This window comes from Defluviimonas sp. D31 (genome assembly GCF_033436765.1).
GTDB lineage: Bacteria > Pseudomonadota > Alphaproteobacteria > Rhodobacterales > Rhodobacteraceae > Albidovulum.
On sequence record NZ_JAWQFN010000023.1, the window covers coordinates 1 to 18,383 of the forward strand.

Below are 18,383 nucleotides of genomic sequence, written 5' to 3' on the forward strand. Positions count from 1 at the left end.
CCTTGCGCGACTACGAAGAGCCCACGCTGGACCCCGCCATCCGCGAGGCGCTTGACGCCTATGTCGCCCGCCGGAAAGAAGAGATCGGCAGCGACGAGCCGTGAGCCGCGCCGCCTTGGACACCGTTCGCAGGAGCCGCCCGTGCCACATGCCGAAATCAAACATTCCGCCGACCTCGGCTTCGACGCCGAGAAGCTGTTCCGGACGATCGAGGACACGATCCTGAGGCATGATCCGAACTCGGGGGAATGCAAGTGCCGCGCCTATCCGGCTGCGCGATACCGGCACACGCATTGCCTGGTTTCGGTCTCGCTGCTCAGGAAGCCGCACCGGGATGCGGCGTTCACCGCGGCACTTCTCGCCGATCTGGACGCGGCGATCACCGCCGAACTCGCGCAGCCCTGTTTCTTCTCGCTTGGCCTGAGCTACAGCGACGACGCTTACATCACGCGCAGCCACACGCCGGCCGCTTGAGGTGGGGCCGAGCGTCCGTCTCAGAGCCGCTCGAAAAGCCGCCCCGGCGCGCCGTCCGGGCGCGGCAGACCGAGCGCCCGGCACAGAGCAAAGATCATCGCCTGGTTGGAGGTGACGACCGGCTTGCCGGTTTCCTCCTCGATCCGCGCGACGGCTTCGACCGAACGCATGTCGGTGCAGGACAGCACGATCGCCTCGACGCCCGGTTGGTTGACCCGCAGGGCGAGGTCGAAGACCTCATCCGGGGTCAGTTCTCCCTGGCCGTAATTGCCCAGGTTGCGACCTATATCGGCGCGGGCCACGGTCTCGATCCCCTCATCGGCCAGGAAGGCGACGGCCTCGTCATTGATCTGTCCCACATAGGGCGAGGAGAAGCCGATCTTCTGCGCGCCGAGCGCCTTCAGCGCGGCCACGACGGACCCTGCGGCGGTGAGCGAGATCGCGCCCGATCCGGCCTTGATCTTCGCCGCGAGGTCGCGGTCGAAACCGGTGCCGTGTGTCAGCGTTGCCGAGGTGCAGCCATAGAGCACCGCCTTCGGCCGCACCCCGGAAATCAGCCGCAATGTTTCGGTCAGGTCCGAGGCGCCGAGTCGGGCCATCTGGCTGGAATCGGGAATCTCGTCGATGTCGTAGTCGCCGAGCCGTTCGAAATGCAGCGAGCAGCCCTCGGGCCGCATCAGCATCAGGTCGGGTTCGAGATTGGTGTTGGTGTAGGGGACCAGCACCCCGATCTTGAGAGCGCGCGGATCAGCGGTCATGTCCTTCCTCCCTGAAAGCGGCGAGAATCTCGGCGGCGCGGTCCATGTGTTCGGGCGCGGCGACGGTGGCGCGCAGGCAGTGGCCGAGCCCGTAGCCGCCCATGCCGCGCATCAGAAGCCCCGCTGCGCGCAGGCGCGCGTCGGCCGCCCTTGCGGCCTCGGCGCCGGCGAAGGGGATCAGCACGAAGTTGGTGTGACTTGGCGGGATCCGATATCCGGCCGTGGCGAGGCGCTCGGCAAAGGCGTTGCGGATCGCAGCCGTCTTCGCGGCAATCTCTCGCATATGCGCCCCGTCCCGCATCGCCGCCGCCGCCATCGCCTGGCTCACGGCCGAGACGTTGTTGGGATTGAGGAGCTTGCGGGCCTCGCGCCCGATTTCCTCGGGGAAAAGCCCCCAACCGGCGCGTGCCCCGGCCAGCGCATAGGCCTTGGAGAAAGTCCTGAGCACCACCGTGTCGCCGCGCCCGGCGAGCGCGAAGACCGGTGCCGGATCCTGATCGTCGAACTCACCGTAAGCCTGGTCGACGACTAGGAGAACACCGGCCGGCAGGGCTTCCCGCAACCGCAGGATCTCGGCATTGGGGATGCGGGTGCCAGTCGGATTGCCGGGATTGCAGAGAAACGCTATCCGGGTGCGCGAGGTGATCTTCGCGAGCAGCGCATCGACCGAGACCGTAAGGTCTTGTTCCGCTGCCTTCACATAGCCGGCCCCGGCCTGCAGGCAGGCGGTGGCGACGAAGAGATAGCCGTGATCGGTGCCGAGCATCTCGTCGCCCGGGCCAGCGAAGGCGCGGATGAGGCAGCCGATCAGCTCCATCGAACCGGCGCCGCAGAGAATGCGCGAGGCATCGAGCCCGTGAACCTCGGCAATCGCGGCGCGCAGTTCGCTCCAGTCCGGATCGGGATAGAGCGCGGCGCCCGCCAGCGCCGCCTCGCCCGCCTTCAGCGCCATCGGACTGGGTCCGAAGGCGCTTTCGTTCTGGGCCAGCGAGACCGAGCCCGCGGGCCCGAGATCGGCCAGCGCATAGGGCGCCATCGCGGCGACGTTGGGGACGGCGCGGATCATCGCTTGTCCCCATAGGCCGCAGCACCTTCGGCGGTGACGAGGCCCGAGGCGAGGTCGCGTGCCAGACGGTCGGGGTCGCGCGCTTCGGGGCTGCCGAAGCCGCCGCCGCCGGGCGTGTCGAAGATCAGCCTTTCGCCCGGTTCCACGCGCAGCTCGCACTTGCCCGAGATATCGGCCGCGCGGCCCGAGACCCGGATCCGGCCCGGCGCGCCGGCCAGGCCGCCGGCGCGGCCCTTGGCGGCGTTCTTCACCCGCTCGACCGAGAGGAAGACGAGGAACGGCTCGTCGACGGCCGAGGTCATCTCGATCCGCTGGCCGAGACCGCCGCGATACCGGCCCGCGCCGCCGGAATCGGGCAACAGCTCACGCCGCCAGATCGTGACCGGGGCGACCGCCTCGGTGATCTCGACCTGCGAGCCGAAGACGCCCGACGGGTAGGCGGTGGCCGAAAGCCCGTCAGCATGCGGTCGCGCGCCGGTGCCGCCGTTATGGACGAGCTCGACCGCGAACTGGTGGCCGCCATTGCGCGCGACTTCCGGCGTGTGACGCATCGGCAGGTCATACATGCAGGACGCGCCCTCGGCCGGCACCCGGTCCGGCAGCGCCTGGGTGAGGCAGCCGAGCACGAGATCCGGCGTCATCTGGCCGAGCGTGTGGCGCATCGCCACCGGCGCCGGATGTTGGGCATTCAGAATGCACCCCTCCGGCCCCGTCACGACGAAGGGTTCGAGAGACCCGGCATTGTTCGGGATGTCGGAGCCGATGATGCAGCGCATGGCGAAGACCGAATAGGCGGTGGCGTAGTTGAGGGGCACGTTGATACCCTTCTTCGAACAGCCCGACGTGCCGGTGAAGTCGAGATGCAGTCGCTCCCGCGTCACCGTGAGCGTCGCGTGCAGTTCCAGTTCCTTTTCATAGCCGTCGACCTTCAGGATGTTGCGGTAGACGCCTTCCGGAACCTCGGCGATCGCCTCGATCGTGCCGCGGCGCGAGGTCTCGATGATATGCTCGGCGAGCACGTTGAGGTCGTCGAGCCCGAAGTCCTCCATCATGCCGACGAGCCGCCTGGCGCCCGCCTCGCAGCAGGCAATGAGCGCGTAGATGTCGCCCTCGTTGGCAATCGGCTCGCGCGAGTTGGCCTTCACGATCTCCATCAGGAGCGCGTTGACCTCGCCGCGGTCCACAAGCTTGCAGGGCGGGATCAGGAGCCCTTCGTCATAGATGTCGGACCCCTCCGGTCCCATGCCGAGCCCGCCGAGATCAACGAGGTGCGAGGTGCAGGAGGTGAAGCCCACGACGCGGCCGTCCTTGAAGGCGGGCATCATGAGGAGGAAGTCGTTCAGATGCCCCGAGGCGAGCCAGGGGTCGTTGGTCATGTAGATGTCGCCGGGCTGCATGGTCTGGATCGGGAAACGCTCGCGCAGCGTCTTGACCGCCTCGGCCATCGTGTTGATGTGGCCGGGCGTACCGGTCACGGCCTGGGCGAGCATCCGGCCTTTCACGTCGAAGATGCCGGCCGAGATGTCGCCGCATTCGCGCACGATCGGCGAGAAGGCGGCGCGGATCAGTGTCTGGCCCTGTTCCTCCACGACTGCGAGCAGCCGGTTCCACATCACCTGGAGACGGGCGGGAGAAAGATCGGTCATGGCTCAGGCTCCCTTCCGGGTTAGAACGAGGTTGCCGCGTGCATCGACCTCGGCGTCGAAGTCGGTGCCGACGAAGGTCGTGGTCTGCGGTTCGGCGATGAGCGCGGGGCCTGCGAGGCGGTCGCCGGGGGCAAGCGCGTCGCGCATCACGAAGGCGGCCTCGCGGCGCGCGCCTGTGATGTCGCAGGTGACCGAACGCGTCTCGCGCGCTGCGAGCGCGCGCGCGGCAGGCGTGGTCGCGACCGGCTGGATCGCGTCGGCCCTGGTGGCGACGCGGACCGACCAGTTGAGGATCTCGATCTCCATTCCCGGCACGGGTCGCGAGAACTGGCGCGCATAGGCGGTTTCAAAGGCCTTGGTCAGCGGTGCGATGTCCGAGAGCTCGAGATCCCGGTCGGGCAGCGCGATCTCGATCTCGTGGCCCTGGCCGTGATAGCGCATGAACGCGGTACGGCTGACGATGACCTCGGCCTCGGCCGCGCCCTGGCGCACCACGTCAAGCGCCTGCGACACCATGGACGCGAAGAGCCGGTTCACCGCGGCAAAGTCGAGCGTCTGCAGCATCGAGTAGCGCGAGCGCACGATTTCGAACGAAACCGGGGCGAAGAGGAAGCCCACCGCCGAGCCGACGCTCGGATTGGTCGGGATGAGGATGCGCGGGACGCCGGCGGCTCGGGCAACGCGGCAGGCATGCAAGGGGCCGTTGCCGCCGAAGGCGATCATCGTGCGAGGCCCGAGATCCTTGCCCGATTCCACTGCGTGCATGCGGCCGGCGCTGGCCATGTTCTCATCCACGATACGGCTCACGCCGTCCGCTGCGGCACGCGCGTCGAGCCCGAGCGCGTCGCCCACCTCGCGCCGCATCGCCAGAGCCGCCGCCTCGGGGTCGATGGTGAACTGGCCCTCGGCGAAGGTCTCGGGCCGGATATAGCCAAGGACGATATCGGCGTCGGAGACCGTGGGCTTCGTGCCGCCGCGTCCGAAGGCGGCCGGGCCGGGCTCCGATCCCGCGCTCTGCGGGCCGACGGTCAGCCGGCCGAGCCGGTCGACGGCGGCGATCGAGCCGCCTCCCGCCCCGATCTCGATCATCTCGATCACCGGGATGCGGACCGGCATTCCCGAGCCCTTGATGAAGCGCGCGGCGCGCGCGATCTCGAAGGCGCGCGAGGTCTGCGGCGCGCCGTTGTCGATGAGGCAGAGCTTTGCCGTGGTGCCGCCCATATCGAAGGACAGGACCTCGTCCAGACCGCATTCCGAAGCGATGCGCGCGGCGAGGATCGCACCGCCTGCGGGACCGGATTCGACCAGCCGGATCGGGAAATGGGCCGCTGTAGCAATGGTAGTCATGCCGCCACCCGCGGTCATCATCAGGATCGGGCAGCCGAGCCCCTCGGCGGCAAAGCGCGCCTCGAACGCCGCGAGGTAGCGCGCCATCAGGGGCTGGATATAGGCGTTGGCGACCGTGGTGCAGAGCCGGTCGAACTCGCGCGCCTCGGGGCTGACCTCGGAGGAGATGGAGACCGCGAGATGCGGCCTCGCGTCGGCGATGAGTGCGCGCAGGCGCTGTTCATGCGCGGGGTTGGCATAGGCATGCAACAGGCAGATCGCCACCGCGCCGGCGTCGGTGGCGTCGATCTGGGCGATGAGCCCGGCAACCGCCGCCTCGTCGAGCGGGATCAGCACCTCGCCCGCCGCCGACATGCGCTCGCGGATGGTCAGCGAGCGGTCGCGGCTGACCAGCAGGTCCGTCTTTTCGAGATTGATGTCATACTGGCTGTAGCGGCGCTCGTAGGCGATCTCGAGGATGTCACGGAACCCCTCGGTGGTGACCGTGACCACGCGTGCGCCGCGCTTCTCGATCAGCGCGTTGGTGGCGAGCGTGGTGCCGTGGATGAACCCGGTGATCTCTGAAAGCGTGCGCCCGGCATTCGCCAAGGCACGTTGAACACCCTCCATCGCGCCGTCGGCAGGATTTTCATGGGTGGTGAGCGTCTTGGTCGAGGCGATGACGCGGTCCGCCCCTTCGATCAGGACGGTATCGGTGAAGGTGCCTCCGATGTCGACAGCAAGGCGCAGTGGCGATTGAATGGACATGTTCTCTTTGCCAGAATGTGGAGCGGGAAAGGTTGCGGCCACACTCCGTCAACAGGGGACGAGATCGCAGCCGGTCGCGCGGCGGTTCATCATGTCCTTGACGAAAATACGCGTCATCCGCCCCTCTACTGAATTGACCGGCCCCGCTGGGACCGGTCGGCACTTGTCCTAGATTAGCGGCACCCTCAGGACGCCGTCCACCAGCGTTCCGGCGCCTTCGCGCCGTCGAGTTCCCAGTTCGAGGCGATGTCGTCGCCGTGGCCAATGCCCTTCGAGACCGCCGAGATGTGGTTGGCGAACATCGGGGTGAGCGCGCCGCCATCGTCGGCGAGCAGGCGCTGCGCCTCGGCGTAAAGTTCGCGGCGCTTCGCGTCGTCGAGTTCGGCTCGCGCTTCGACGACGATCGCGTTGAAGCGGTCGGCGGCCTCGCCGGTCCGCCAGGCGGTCTCGTTCCACTCGGTGTCGTTGGTATAGCCCGAGGAGAACATCCAGTCCTCGGTCGGTCGGCCGCTCCAGTAGCTCACGCACCACGGCTTCTTGTTCCAGACGTCGGACCAGTAGCCATCATTCGGCTCGCGCACGACCTCGATCTCGATCCCGGCTTCGGAGGCCGAGGCCGCGATGAGCTGGGCCGCGTCGACCGCGCCAGAGAAGGCAGCGTCGGAGGCCGAAAGCTGGAGCGCGCCGCTGTGACCGGACTTCTTGTAATGGAAGGCGGCCTGCTCGGGGTCGAACTCGCGCTGGGGAAGCTCGGCGTGGTAGCGGTTGGCGGTCGAGATCGGGTGATCGTTGCCGACCACACCGTGTCCGAGCAGGATCTTGTCCACGAGTTCCTGGCGTTTCACCGCGAGCTTCAACGCCATCCTGAGGTCGTAGTTGTCGAACGGAGCTGCATCGACTCTCATCGGGAAAGTGTAATGCAGCGTCGAGGGCCGTTCGAGGATATCGAGCGTTGGCACCCGCGCAAGGAGTGAGACGGTCTTCGGGTCGACGCGGTCGATCGCGTCGACATCGCCGTTCATGATCGCGTTCTGACGCGCGGTCGGATCAATGATCGAGATCAGCTCGACCGCATCGAAATGGGCGCGGTCGGCCTTGAAGTAGTTTGCGAAGCGAGTGGCATGGATGCGCACGCCCGGCTCGTAGGTTTCAAGCACGTAGCCGCCCGAGCCAACTCCCCCGGTCGCGTCGATCGCGCCATCGGAGGCGGGCAGGATGATCAGGTGGTAATCGCTGAGCACATAGGGAAAGTCGGCATTCGGGGCGGAAAGCTCAAAGACGACGTTCGTGCCATCGGCGCGGATATCCTTGATCTGCGACACGAGCCCGCCGACTGCGGATTTCGAATCCTCACCGCGGTGATGGTTGATCGATGCGATGACATCCTCGGGCGCCAGTGACTTGCCGTTGTGGAACTCGACGCCCTCGCGTAGCTTGAAGACCCAGGTCGCGGCGTCGTCCGACGCCCACTCGCTTGCCAGCTCCGGCACCAGCTTGCCGGAACTGTCCACCTCGACCAGGTTGTTGCCATAGAGATAGGCAAGGACGGTGTTTACCGGCCCTTCGTAGGTCGCCGGGTCGAGCGTATCCGTCGTTGAACCGCTACCGAGACCGAGACGCAGGAGCCCGCCCTTGCTCGGGGCCTGGGCGCGGGCTGCGTCGGCCCAGCCGATCGCGGTCGGCAAGGCGATCCCGGCGGCGAGCGCCGACATGACGAAGCCCCGGCGGGAGACCTGTCCCGTACCGAGGCGCAGACGCTGGCGCGCAATGTAGTCATCGCGTGACTTATCCATGAATTTCCTCCCACGATCCGACCCAGCCAACTCCAAGCGGCAAACGGCGCCGGAGCTGCTGGTTCGACGGAAGGCTAGTCACGGGGGGCTTTGTCACAACAAAAATACTCGCGGTCTATGACCTCGTTTTTTTTGTTCGCGCACCCCACCCGATCATGGAATGAGATCTACTCGCGCTCGGCATGTTGCCATCGGTCCTGTGACCGCATTCCGGCACTGTCGGCGCTTATGATTTCGAGGCAAGCGCCATGCATCCGGTTCTGAGAACGATCGTCAAACGGCTGGGCCTTGGCCTCGTGACGCTGTTCCTCGTCTCGATCATCATCTTCTCGGCGGTCGACATGCTGCCAGGCGATTTCGGCCAGGCCGTGCTCGGCCAGGCCGCGACCGAAGAGGCCGTCGCGGCATTCCGGCGCGAGCTCGGCCTCGATGAGCCGCTGGTCGTGCGCTATTTCGACTGGCTCGGCGCCCTGGTGCAGGGCGATCTCGGAACTTCGTTCTCGGGGCGCGCGTCCTCGGGCATCGACCGGTCTCGACCCGTCGCGGACCTTGTGGCACCGCGGCTCGCCAACACGCTGTTCCTGGCCGGGATGACCGCGCTGATCGCGGTGCCGCTGGCGCTGGCGCTCGGCATCACGTCGGCGCTATGGCGAAACTCCTGGTACGACCGGACCGCGAGCGCGGCGACGCTGACGACGATCTCATTCCCCGAGTTCTTCGTCGCCTATATCCTGATCCTCCTGCTCGGAACGCTCTGGCCGATCTTTCCTTCGCTCGCCAATGTCCGGCCCGAGATGAGCTTCGGCGAACGGATCGGCGTCTCGGTCCTGCCGGCGCTGACGCTCACGCTCGTGATCGTCGCGCATATGATGCGGATGACGCGAGCCGCGATCCTGAACCTCATGGCCTCGCCCTATATCGAGATGGCGCGGCTGAAGGGCGAGAGCCCGCGCCGAGTGATCCTCTTGCACGCGCTGCCCAATGCCTGGGCGCCGATCGCCACGGTGATCGCGTTCAACCTCGCCTATCTCGTGGTCGGCGTCGTGGTCGTCGAGGTGGTCTTCGTCTACCCCGGCATCGGCCAGCTCACGGTCGATGCGGTGTCATCGCGCGACATCCCTGTGGTGCAGGCCTGCGCGCTGTTCTTCGCGGCCACCTACATCCTGCTCAACCTGATCGCAGACGTGATCGGCATCGTCACCAATCCCCGGCTTCTGCATCCGAAATGACCCAGAGCCAGCCAATCACCGCCGCCGCCTCAGGCCCTCGCATCCGTCGCAGCCGGGCCGAGCGTCTCGGCCGGGCACTGAAGAAGGCGCCCGCATCGGCCCATCTCGGGCTCGTGATCATCGTCGCCTACCTGACCGTTGCCATCCTGGCCCCGGTGATCGCGCCGCATGGCGAGGCGCAGGTTTTCGCCCAGCCCTTCGCGCCATGGAGCGCCGAGCACTGGCTCGGCACCGACCAGATCGGCCGGGACATCCTGTCCCGCCTGATCTACGGCGCGCGCAACACGATCGGCATCGCGCTCGCCACGACCTTCCTTGCCTTCCTTATTGGCGGCGGGCTCGGTCTCGCCGCCGCGATCGGACGGGGTTGGCTCGACCAGCTCCTCAGCCGTGCGGTCGATGTGCTGATGGCGATCCCCAGCCTGATCTTCGCGCTGATGCTCCTGTCGATCTTCGGCGCCTCGTCGCTCAACCTGATCCTGATCATCGCGGTGATCGACAGCACGCGGGTGTTCCGGCTCACCCGCTCGGTCGCGGTCTCGGTGGCGGTGATGGATTACGTCGAGGCGGCGCGGCTTCGCGGAGAAGGGCTCGGCTGGGTCATGCGCCGCGAGATCCTGCCGAACATCCTGCCGCCCCTGGTGGCCGAATTCGGGCTCCGGTTCTGCTTCGTCTTTCTCACGATCGCGTCGCTGTCGTTCCTCGGCGTCGGCATCCAGCCGCCGAGCGCCGACTGGGGGTCGATGGTGCGCGAGACCGCCCAGTTGATCCAGTTCGCGCAATACGACCTCAAGGCGGCGCTGACCCCGCTGATCCCGGCCGCGGCGATCGCGCTCATCACCGTGGGCGTGAACTATGTCGTCGACTGGTTCCTTCACACCGCAAGCGGGCTGCGTGACGATGTCTGACACCGATATCCTCCTGAAGATCCGCGGCCTCGAAGTCGAGGGCCATTCCGAGAGCGGCTGGTCGCCGATCATCCGGGGTGTCGACCTCACGCTCCGGCGCGGCGAGGTGCTGGGACTGATCGGGGAATCCGGCGCGGGCAAGTCGACGCTCGGGCTCGCGGCGATGGGCTTTGCCCGCCCCGGCTGCCGGATCACCGCGGGCTCGGTCGAGTTCGACGGCATCGACCTCGTGCGCGCGAGCGAGCCCGAGAAGCGCCGGCTCTGGGGTACGCGGCTGACCTATGTCGCACAATCCGCGGCAGCCTCCTTCAACCCGGCCCAGCGGCTCATCGACCAGACCATCGCCGCCAGCGTGCGCGAGGGGCTCAGGACCGGCGCGGATGCCGCCGCCGATGCCAGGGCGCTCTACGGCTCGCTGATGCTGCCCGAGCCCGCAACGATCGGCCGGCGCTATCCGCACCAGGTTTCGGGCGGGCAGCTCCAGCGGGTGATGACGGCGATGGCGATCTCGCCCCGGCCGAACCTCGTCGTCTTCGACGAGCCGACCACCGCGCTTGACGTGACCACCCAGGTCGAGGTGCTTCTGGCGATGCGCAAGGCAGTGCGCGAGCATGGCGCGGCGGCGATCTACATCACCCACGACCTCGCGGTCGTGGCGCAGATGGCCGACCGGATCAAGGTGCTGCGCCACGGCGCCGAGGTCGAGGAGGCCCCGACCCGCGAGATGCTGGCGGCGCCGAAGGAGGCGTATACGCGGTCGCTGTGGTCGGTGCGGCTCCTGAACAAGCCGGCGCGCGCGAGTGAGGACGCGGTGCTGACGGTCGAGGGGGTCGACGCCGCTTACGGGACCGCGACGGTGCTCGACGATGTTTCGATCCGGCTGCCGCGCGGACGGACCGTGGCGATCGTCGGCGAATCCGGTTCGGGCAAGTCGACCACGGCGCGGGTCGTCACCGGACTCCTGCCACCCCGGACGGGCGTCGTGCGCTTCAACGGCGCGGTGCTGCCCCCGGCCCTCGCGGCGCGTTCGAAGGACCAGTTGCGACGGATACAGATGATCTACCAGATGGCCGACACCGCGATGAATCCGCGCCAGACGGTAGAGGAAATCATCGGCCGTCCGCTCACCTTCTATCATGGACTCAGGGGGGCAGCGCTGGAGCGCCGGGTGGTCGATCTCCTCGACCAGATCGAGCTGCCGGCCCACTTCATCGACCGGCTTCCCTCAGAGCTTTCGGGCGGCCAGAAGCAGCGCATCTGCATCGCCCGCGCTCTCGCCGCCGAGCCCGATGTGATCATCTGCGACGAGGTTACCTCGGCGCTCGACCAGATCGTTCAGGAGAACATCCTCAAGCTCCTGATGCGGCTTCAGGAGGAGCAGGGTCTGTCCTATCTCTTCATCACCCATGACATCGCCACCGTCGAGGCAATCGCCGACGAGATCGTGGTGATGCACAAGGGCCGTGTCGTCGAACAGGGCGGCAAGGATCAGGTCCTCGCCCCGCCCCATCCCGACTACACAAGGTTGCTCCTGTCCTCCGTCCCCGAGATGGATCCCGACTGGCTTACCCGCATTTCCGAGGCCCGCGGTCTTGGCTGACACGCGAAACCCCGTTCAAATCGGCCGGCGCCCCGGCCAGCACGAAAGGCAGACACACATGCGTACCCATGCTCAGGCCGTCGTCATCGGAGGTGGCCTCGTCGGCTGCTCGATCCTCTACCATCTCGCCAGGAAGGGCTGGGCCGACGTGGTCCTTCTCGAACGCTCGGAGCTGACCTCGGGCTCGACCTGGCACGCGGCGGCGAACATCCACGGGCTGCATGACGTCACCAACATCTCGCGGCTCCAGCACTACACGATGAAGCTCTACAAGGAGCTCGAGGCCGAGACCGGACAGGGCTGCGGCATCTTCCAGCCGGGCTCGCTCTACCTCGCCCAGACCGAAGCGCGCGAGCATCAGCTGCGCATCCAGGCGGCGAAGGCGAAGCGCTACGGCATGAACTTCCACGAGGTGAGCCGCGACGAAGCCGAGCGGCTGCATCCGCTCGTCGATTTCGACGGCATCCGCTGCATCATGTACGAGCCCGACGGGGGCAACGTGGATCCCTCGGGCGTGACCCATGCCTATGCGACCGGCGCGCGGCAGATGGGCGCCGAGATCCACCGCTTCACTCCTGTCACCGGCACCGAAGCCCAACCCGACGGAACCTGGATCGTCCGTACCGGGAAGGGCGACATCGCGACGCCCTGGGTCATCAACGCCGCCGGTCTCTGGGCGCGCGAGGTCGGACGGATGGCCGGGCTGGAGCTGCCGCTCATCCCGACCGAGCACCAGTATTTCGTCACCGAGACGATCGCGGAGATCGCCGGGCTCGGCCGCCGCCTGCCCTCGGTCGCCGACCGCGACGGCGAATACTACCTGCGCCAGGAAGGCCTCGGCCTGCTCGTCGGCGCCTATGAGAAGAGAATGAAGTTCTGGGCCGAGGACGGCACGCCGCAGGGCTTCGGGCACGAGCTCTTCGCCGATGACCTTGAGCGGATCGAGCCGAACATGCTGCGCGCGATCGAGCGGGTTCCCGCCGTCGGCACGGCGGGCATCAAGCGCGTGATCAACGGCCCGATGATCTGGTCGCCGGATTCCTCGGCGCTCTTCGGTCCGGTGCCGGAGCTGACCGGCTATTTCTGCTGCAACGGCATCATCCCCGGCTTCTCGCAATCAGGCGGCCTCGGCAAGCTCGCCGCCGAGTGGATCGTCGAGGGCGAGCCGACGCTCGACATGTTCGGCTGGGACCTCGCCCGCTTCGGCCACTGGGCGGACAGGGCCTTCACCAGGGCGCGCGTCGAGGACCAGTACGCGAACCGCTTCAAGATCCATTTCCCGAACGAGGAGCGCGCGGCGGGCCGACCGGTCCGCACCCGCCCGGCCTATGGGATGCAAAAGGAGATGGGCGCGATCTTCGGGCTGAACTTCGGCTGGGAACATCCCCTGTGGTTCGCCGCCCAGGGCGAGCCGGATCACGAGACCTACGGCTTCACCCGCCAGAACTGGTGGGCGCCCGTGGGCCGCGAGGCGAGGATGCTGCGCGAGAGGGCGGGGATCATCGATATCTCGAACTTCGCCAAATACGAGGTCAAGGGCGCGGGCGCCGAGGACTGGCTGAACGCGCTCTTCGCCAACCGGATGCCGGTGAAGGTGGGCCGGTCCTGCCTCACGCCCCTGATCGGCAAGCGCGGCGGGATCGCGGGCGACTTCACCGTGACCCGGCTCGGGGCGGAGGAGTTCCTCGTCGTCGGCTCGGGTATGGCCGAGCGCTTCCACCAGCGCTTCTTCAGGGCCGTGCCCTTGCCCGAGGGCACGACCTTCGCATCCCGAACCGAGGCGATGTGCGGCTTCAACCTCGCCGGGCCGAGGGCGCGCGACATCCTCGCGCGGCTCACCGACGCGGATCTGTCGAACGAGGCCTTCCCGTTCATGGCGTCGGCGCGGATCACCGTCGCGGGCGTCGAGGTCATCGCGCTCCGCGTGAGCTTCACCGGCGATCTCGGCTGGGAACTGCACTGCGCGGAAGCCGACCAGGTCGCGCTCTACACCGCCCTTCTGGATGCGGGCCGCGACTTCGGCGCCGGCCCGGTCGGCAGCCGCGCGCTGATGAGCTTGCGCGTCGAGAAAGGCTACGGCTCCTGGGGCCGCGACTACAGCCCGGAATACTGGCCGCAGGAAAGCGGGCTCGACCGGCTGATCAAGGCCGACAAGGACTTCCTCAACAAGACCGCCTGGCAGAACATCGCCGCCAATCCGCCCCGCGAAGAGATGGTCATGCTCGAGATCGACGCCAGCCTCGCCGACGCCTCTGGCGGCGAGCCGGTCTTCCTCGCCGACGGCACGCCCGCGGGCCAGGTCTCGTCGGGTGCCTACGGCTATTCGGTCAAGAAGTCGCTCGCCATCGCCTATCTCAAGGCCGGCATGGCCAAGCCCGGCGACACCGTCCATGTCGCCATCCTCGGCCAGAACCACATCGCGCGCATCCTCGCCCGCCCCCCCTTCGACCCAAATGGCGACCGCCTGCGCGGCGTCACCCCCGCCCTGGAGAGCGCCCAATGATCACCGACAAACCCGGACTGCTCGACGAAGTCCGCAGCCGCTTTGCCCATGTCGATGCCTGCCCGTTCGAGGGCCCGCGCGTCTTCTTCGAAAACGCCGGCGGGGCGCTGAGGCTCAAATCGGTGATCGAGACCTCGGCCGCCTATGCCGGTTACCCGGACAACCAGGGCCGCGACAACCCGGCCTCGAAGGCGCTGATGGCGGCGATCGACAAGGGGCGCGCCGACATGCGGCTGTTCCTGAACGCGCCGGGCGGGCAGATCTTCGTCGGCGAGAGCGGCACAGAGGTGCTGTTCCGGCTGGTCCGCACCGCAGCGCTCGGCGCGGCCGAAGGCGGGGTGATGCTCGGCTCGACACTCGAGCATCCCGCCTCGCGCAGCGCGATGGCACGCTGGGCCGACGTGACGGGGCGGCCGCACCTTCTCGCCGTCCACGACGACGCCACGGGCACGGTGAGCCTGGAGGAATATCAGCGCCACATCACGACCGATGTCCGGGTCGCAACGATCGTCCAGACCTCTCCGGTGACCGGCATGTCCGTCGATGTGCCGGCGATCGCCGCGGCGATCCGCGAAAAGGCGCCCGAGGCGTTCATCATCGTCGACGGCATCCAGCACGCGAGCCATGGCCATATCGACTGCGCCGCCTACGGCGTCGACGGCTACGCGGTGTCGCCCTACAAGGTCTTCGCGCGCCACGGCTACGGCTTCGGCTGGGCCTCGGACCGGCTGACCGCCTGCAAGAAGGAGCAGGTCGTGGGCGGGCCGGCCCATGTCTGGGAACTCGGCACCCGCGACGCGGGGGCTTATGCCACCTTCTCCGACGTGGTCGACTATCTCGACTGGCTCGGCGGCCGCTTCACCGAAGCCACGGATCGACGCGCGCGGGTCGAGGCGGCAGCGGCAGCGATCCATGACCACGAGGCGCGGCTCATGGGCGCGATGCTGCACGGCACCGGGAACCTGCGCGGCCTCGCCGAGATGCCCGGCGTGACGCTGATCGGCGGCGCGGCCACCAAGGGGCGCGAGGGTGTCGTGTCGCTGGTGCTCGACGGGGTCGAGTCGGGTGCGCTGGTGAACTTCCTGAGCGCCGAGGGGATCCGCGTCCATGTTCGCAACGACGACCACTACTGCGGCAATATCCTGAAGCCGCTCGGGCTCAGGTCCTGCATCCGCGTCTCGGTCTGCCATTACAACAGCCTCGAGGAGGTCGCGCGCTTCCTCTCCGCGATAGAGGCCGCGGCAGAAAACCGCGGCGCGGGAGCTTCCTGATCTGATCCCCGGAAACTGGACCGTTTGAAGCTGGAGTTTTCCGCTACGCTTTCCCGGCTGGAGAGGAGCGGAATCGCATGAAGGCGAGCAAGTTTTCGGACGCACAGAAGGCGTTCATTTTTGAAGCAGGGCGAGGAGGGCACGCCGGTGGCGGAGAAGCGGATCTTCGTTTCGACGCGGCTCCGGCGGTGGTATCCGCTCCATCTTCGCCAGAGCGCGCGGCCGAGGTATTTCGAGGCGCGCAATGCTTCGTTTCTTGCGACCGCCCCGGCGGTGAACGCCCCCGCTTTTCAGGCGAACTGGTCAAACGTTGACTCGGCGTTGACAAGAATTGCACACAAGCAAAAAGCCCCGCGGGGTGCGAGGCGTAATGCTTTGATATTGATTGGTAAATTTGGTTGCGGGGGCAGGATGCAATCAAGCACCTACCGTTTCTGTCCCCGCCTGACGCTGAGTCTTGTGCGGGGCCTTTTCCAAGAATATGCACTTTCGGCCCTTAGCCGTCATTGACGAATATTGCAGCGAAATACTGCTTCGAGCCCGTTCTTGCCGTTGCCACGCAAGGCCAAATCCGACGCGATGTGTGGAAACCGGTCGTTACCCTAGTTGGGCGTGTACCAGATCGGCGAGGTGTAGGCGCGGTCCTGCTGGACGGCCGGCACCCCCTCGGGGAGGTCGACCCCGAAAAATGCCGCGTCGTAGGTTGTCCAGCGCGGGGTCGGAATTTCGAGCACCCGGACATAGTAGAATGCGCGCTCGGCAGGATCGAAGTCGGGATCTTCCCAATACGCCATCAGCAGCGCATCGCCGATGTTGTTCGTATAAGTCGCACTTTGCACGTCCACGGTGTCGCCCACTGGTCCGTCACAGCGGCCATCGACGATCTCGCGGTCGTCCGAACAGGCGGCATCGACCACGACTTCTTGCAGGCCGCCCGCGGCGTCTAGCCAGCCCTTGACCACCTCGATGCGGTCGAGGTTGGCACCGTCAGGATCGCGGAGTGCACGGATCATAATGCGCGGCGCGGCCCCCTCGAGATAGGCGCGCATATCGCCGCCCATAGGCACTCCGCGCGCATAGCCGGTCTCCGCAAAGTCGGCACGCTGTACCTCGTCGGCCTCGAAATCCCATCCCGCGAAGACGCGCACCGTGATCCGGCTGCCTGTCGTCGCATAGGTCTCCTTGCGTTGCATCGCGTCGAACAGCGCGGTGCGCGAGTTCTCACGCGCCCAGACGCCCTGTAGGCCGGAGGCGAGCGTCTCGAACTCGTAGGTTCCGACGCCCTCGTCGTTCGGATCGGGAACGATCTGTGCATCGAAGCGGTCATCTGACGGCTCCATGAACGGAACCTTGCCAAAATAGTTGTCCTCGCGCGTGGTCGAGAGCCCGGTGTGGGAGTCGGTGGCGCCGACCATGCCGAACTTGAAGGGGTTCACGCCGAGCTCCCGCTCTAGTTGCAGGCCCAGCTTGAGGGCGCTTCGGGCATATTCAGTCTGCAGCATCTCCGGCGTCTTGGCCTCGCCGTTCCAGTTGCCGCGGTCCCAGGTGCCATAGTCGGCGAACTCGTCGTCGGGAGACAGGAGCGGGTGCGCCTCGCCGTCCCCCTTCATCTGGGTCACTTCGTAGAGCGGCTCGTGCCGCGACCGGCGCTCGGCATACTCGGAGTCGATGGGCTCGCCTGACATTGTCTCGACGGCGAACATCACGCCATTGGAGAGGTTGCCGTTATGCGGTATGGCTAGCAGTCTGCCCCCGGTGTTGGCTTCATAGGTCTCCATCCAGGTCCACAAATCCTCGGGATCGGAAGAGTCGGTCCCACCATAGGGGAGCAACTGGTTTGCCTTGCTCGCGTCGTCCCGGTAGACGACGACGCGATGCAAGTTGTTCCCGCCCGGTGCTGACGTCCACTCAAAGCCGATGAAGGCGGTGAAGGCGCCGGGATCATTGTACTGTTCGGCATACGCGGTGATCTCTTCCCAAACCGTACGCGCGATCTCCGGGTCATCGAGCGGGTCGTCACCGCCGACGATCACGTTGCTCCCCCATTCCGCGAACGCGCCATAGGCATCGCCCGCTTTCCACAGGTCATACGTGGCTCGCCCAACGTCAGTGGCGAGCAGCCGCGGATCGGCGCGCTCAATCATCTGCGCTACACCAAGGCTCTCGGCATGATCCGCAACAACGAGCCAGTCGAGCGGCCGCACAAGTTGGGCCCGCACGCCGAAGCTGGCGGTGACTTCCTCGCCGCGGGCAAATCGATAGGCGTCGTCAGGACCAAGGCGACCTCCGACCAGCCCAGCGTCCCAAGAGTAGGAAGTGTGAAGATGGCTGTCGCCCCAGAACACCCGGTTCGGAAAGTTCTGTCCAACGAAGGGCGAGTATTCGCCATGGGTGGATGGCAGATTCTCAGACGACACCGCGAAGTCTGTACCTAAGGCGTCGTTCTGCTGCGCGAGCGATGAGCCGGCCGCAAGCGCCGCGAGGCAGACACCTGAAAACAATCTATGTAGCATTGCAGTTTCCTTCGCGGTCGCTGTATCGACTTTCTCCAATATACCACGCAAGCATCACACGCGGGCGGATCATTTTGCGACAAGAATCGCGACCAGGGAGTTTTCGTGGCTCCCGCCGGCCCAGTCTGCGTCGGTCTCAGCCTCCTCGCTCAGCAGGCGCAATTGCGCGTGGCGCGATCGTATAAGTCTGCAATGTTCGCAGGCTGGAACTTGCCTGAAATTGGGCAAACGGTAGCTATCCGCATGAAGCTTCCCTCAGCCGGTGGGCCATCGTGCGCCAGCTTTGGGCCTGTCGCGCTCATTCGGGTTGGTCGGCCGAAGATCGGGAAAGTCCGCACCCCGTTCCATTGAGCGGACCGCAGCGAACGGCCGCAACGCGCGGGACCAGCCGTTCACGACGTGAGCGGCGAACCGCTGCTTTGAGCCCTTTGGAGACCTTTTAACAGAGCGCAGCATTCTACGGAAAGGGCCGGAAGTCGACCTTCGCGTCGGGTGCAAAGCCTTCCTCTCGATGGAAGTAGAACAGAA

The 18,383-nt window shown here is 66.6% G+C and carries 13 protein-coding genes and 1 pseudogene; 7 read left to right on the forward strand and 7 right to left on the reverse strand.

Annotation, left to right across the window (positions count from 1 at the left end):
• Positions 1 to 2: 2 nt before the first annotated feature.
• Together R5H32_RS19675 and R5H32_RS19680 are read left to right on the forward strand one after the other, a co-directional pair.
• The gene (locus tag R5H32_RS19675; RefSeq protein WP_318340382.1) at positions 3 to 104 is read left to right on the forward strand and encodes a trimethylamine methyltransferase family protein; all 102 of its coding nucleotides are present in this window, start codon (positions 3 to 5) and stop codon (positions 102 to 104) included.
• A 37-nt stretch (positions 105 to 141) separates the two neighbouring features.
• Positions 142 to 474, forward strand: coding sequence for a hypothetical protein (locus tag R5H32_RS19680; RefSeq protein ID WP_318340371.1), 333 nt, complete (start codon positions 142 to 144; stop codon positions 472 to 474).
• 20 nt (positions 475 to 494) lie between these two features.
• Here the strand turns inward: R5H32_RS19680 and R5H32_RS19685 are convergent, their stop codons facing one another.
• The 5 genes from R5H32_RS19685 to R5H32_RS19705 form a co-directional block, all read right to left on the reverse strand.
• A complete protein-coding gene (locus tag R5H32_RS19685) occupies positions 495 to 1,232 on the reverse strand; it encodes an Asp/Glu racemase (RefSeq protein ID WP_318340372.1) in 738 nt (245 codons plus the stop codon).
• On the reverse strand, positions 1,222 to 2,298 hold the full coding sequence (locus R5H32_RS19690; protein WP_318340373.1) for a histidinol-phosphate transaminase: 1,077 nt from the start codon (positions 2,296 to 2,298) through the stop codon (positions 1,222 to 1,224). The genes R5H32_RS19685 and R5H32_RS19690 overlap by 11 nt, the downstream gene beginning before the upstream one ends.
• A complete protein-coding gene (locus R5H32_RS19695) occupies positions 2,295 to 3,944 on the reverse strand; it encodes a hydantoinase B/oxoprolinase family protein (RefSeq protein WP_318340374.1) in 1,650 nt (549 codons plus the stop codon). The genes R5H32_RS19690 and R5H32_RS19695 overlap by 4 nt, the downstream gene beginning before the upstream one ends.
• Positions 3,945 to 3,947: 3 nt before the next feature.
• Complete coding sequence (locus R5H32_RS19700) at positions 3,948 to 6,038, reverse strand: hydantoinase/oxoprolinase family protein (protein WP_318340375.1); 2,091 nt, start codon at positions 6,036 to 6,038, stop codon at positions 3,948 to 3,950.
• Between the two features lie 185 nt (positions 6,039 to 6,223).
• The gene (locus R5H32_RS19705; protein WP_318340376.1) at positions 6,224 to 7,831 is read right to left on the reverse strand and encodes an ABC transporter substrate-binding protein; all 1,608 of its coding nucleotides are present in this window, start codon (positions 7,829 to 7,831) and stop codon (positions 6,224 to 6,226) included.
• Between the two features lie 248 nt (positions 7,832 to 8,079).
• Between R5H32_RS19705 and R5H32_RS19710 the strand changes: the two genes are divergently transcribed.
• From R5H32_RS19710 to R5H32_RS19730, 5 genes are read left to right on the forward strand one after another with little or no spacing between them, the layout of a single operon-like run.
• The gene (locus R5H32_RS19710; protein ID WP_263338038.1) at positions 8,080 to 9,060 is read left to right on the forward strand and encodes an ABC transporter permease; all 981 of its coding nucleotides are present in this window, start codon (positions 8,080 to 8,082) and stop codon (positions 9,058 to 9,060) included.
• Entirely contained in the window at positions 9,057 to 9,968 is a 912-nt protein-coding gene (locus R5H32_RS19715; protein ID WP_318340377.1) for an ABC transporter permease, read from the forward strand. Before R5H32_RS19710 ends, R5H32_RS19715 begins: the two co-directional genes overlap by 4 nt.
• Complete coding sequence (locus tag R5H32_RS19720) at positions 9,961 to 11,568, forward strand: ABC transporter ATP-binding protein (protein WP_318340378.1); 1,608 nt, start codon at positions 9,961 to 9,963, stop codon at positions 11,566 to 11,568. Before R5H32_RS19715 ends, R5H32_RS19720 begins: the two co-directional genes overlap by 8 nt.
• Before the next feature lie 58 nt (positions 11,569 to 11,626).
• Positions 11,627 to 14,071 carry an FAD-dependent oxidoreductase gene (locus tag R5H32_RS19725; protein ID WP_318340379.1) on the forward strand — a complete coding sequence of 815 codons (2,445 nt, stop codon included), beginning with the start codon at positions 11,627 to 11,629 and terminating at the stop codon, positions 14,069 to 14,071.
• A complete protein-coding gene (locus tag R5H32_RS19730; protein WP_318340380.1) occupies positions 14,068 to 15,342 on the forward strand; it encodes an aminotransferase class V-fold PLP-dependent enzyme in 1,275 nt (424 codons plus the stop codon). The genes R5H32_RS19725 and R5H32_RS19730 overlap by 4 nt, the downstream gene beginning before the upstream one ends.
• On the opposite strand, the pseudogene R5H32_RS21010 reads toward R5H32_RS19730, so the two are convergent.
• A pseudogene (locus R5H32_RS21010) lies at positions 15,261 to 15,617 on the reverse strand (hypothetical protein); the annotation flags it as partial. The gene R5H32_RS19730 and the pseudogene R5H32_RS21010 sit on opposite strands and share 82 nt — an antisense overlap.
• Positions 15,618 to 15,944: 327 nt before the next feature.
• Positions 15,945 to 17,855, reverse strand: coding sequence for a DUF3604 domain-containing protein (locus R5H32_RS19740; protein WP_318340381.1), 1,911 nt, complete (start codon positions 17,853 to 17,855; stop codon positions 15,945 to 15,947).
• Between the last annotated feature and the right edge of the window lie 528 nt (positions 17,856 to 18,383).